This is a genomic window from Marinobacterium weihaiense, assembly GCF_019061305.1.
GTDB lineage: Bacteria > Pseudomonadota > Gammaproteobacteria > Pseudomonadales > Balneatricaceae > Marinobacterium > Marinobacterium weihaiense.
Window position 1 is genome coordinate 1 of sequence record NZ_JAHQZT010000069.1, and the last position, 961, is coordinate 961.

Below are 961 nucleotides of genomic sequence, written 5' to 3' on the forward strand. Positions count from 1 at the left end.
CATCTCTCAGTACTGTACGCTCACTCATTTACACTCCGAAGGCCCTGATGCAGTGACTATCGGTAGGAGTTTACACTAATTGAGAACGTCCCCTAATGTATTAAGCTGTCAAGTGTGGCGTTTTAACGGCGGTTACCCGTAATCGTGTGCACATGCGCCGCATAGGGCTTGAGCATATCGATGATGGCATCCCGCACATCACTGGCCCGTTTGGCTGCTACCTTGCGGACCAGATACAACCTGCTTTTGCGCTCGGCCAAGGTAACGAGGGCACCACTACCATGCTTGCCCAGCACCGTATCAACCTCCCAGTCACCGAAGCGCTCTCGCGTATCCACAATCGACGGGCGCTCATCTATCGAGCGCGGATCAGGGATCACCGAACGCTTGCTGTTGGCGCCTCTACGATACCGTTTATGGCCCTGGCGCAGCGCTTTGTAGAGCTTGCCGCCACACGCCCTGTTCGCCGCCACATGGCGGTAGATCCACTCGTGGCTCACCGGTAGGCCGATGAGTTTGCCGACACCACTGATCTGTTCCGGGCTCCACCGCCAGGATAAGGTCAATTCCACATAGCGAACGCCCCGTTCTGGCAAGCGGTATTTGGCGGCACCGGTACGCCGCCGCATGGCCTGTTGATGCGCTTCGCCGGGATCGTATGCCTCCCGGCTACTGTTGCGTTTCAACTCCCGGTAGACCGTTGAACGATGGACTTTGACTGCTTGGGCAATCGCTGTTGCTGGACTTCCCTGCGCAAGAAGAACCGATAGCTGGTATCGTTTCCCCTCGGTCAACTGCTGATAACTCATGGTGATACATCTTTTACTTTGGCGAGCGAAAGCGTAGCACTAATTGTCAAGTCCCGTATGATTATAAGGTCGCTTTTTAAAAAGTTCCGGATGGGTTTTATGCCACTCCTTCATCGCCATGATGGGTGGTTTGGAGTCCAGAGCGGACTGCG

1 pseudogene is annotated in these 961 nt (G+C 55.2%); it reads right to left on the reverse strand.

What is annotated here, in order from left to right:
- Positions 1 to 137: 137 nt before the first annotated feature.
- Positions 138 to 809 (reverse strand): annotated as a pseudogene (locus KTN04_RS16595) (IS30 family transposase); the annotation flags it as partial.
- Positions 810 to 961 lie beyond the last annotated feature (152 nt).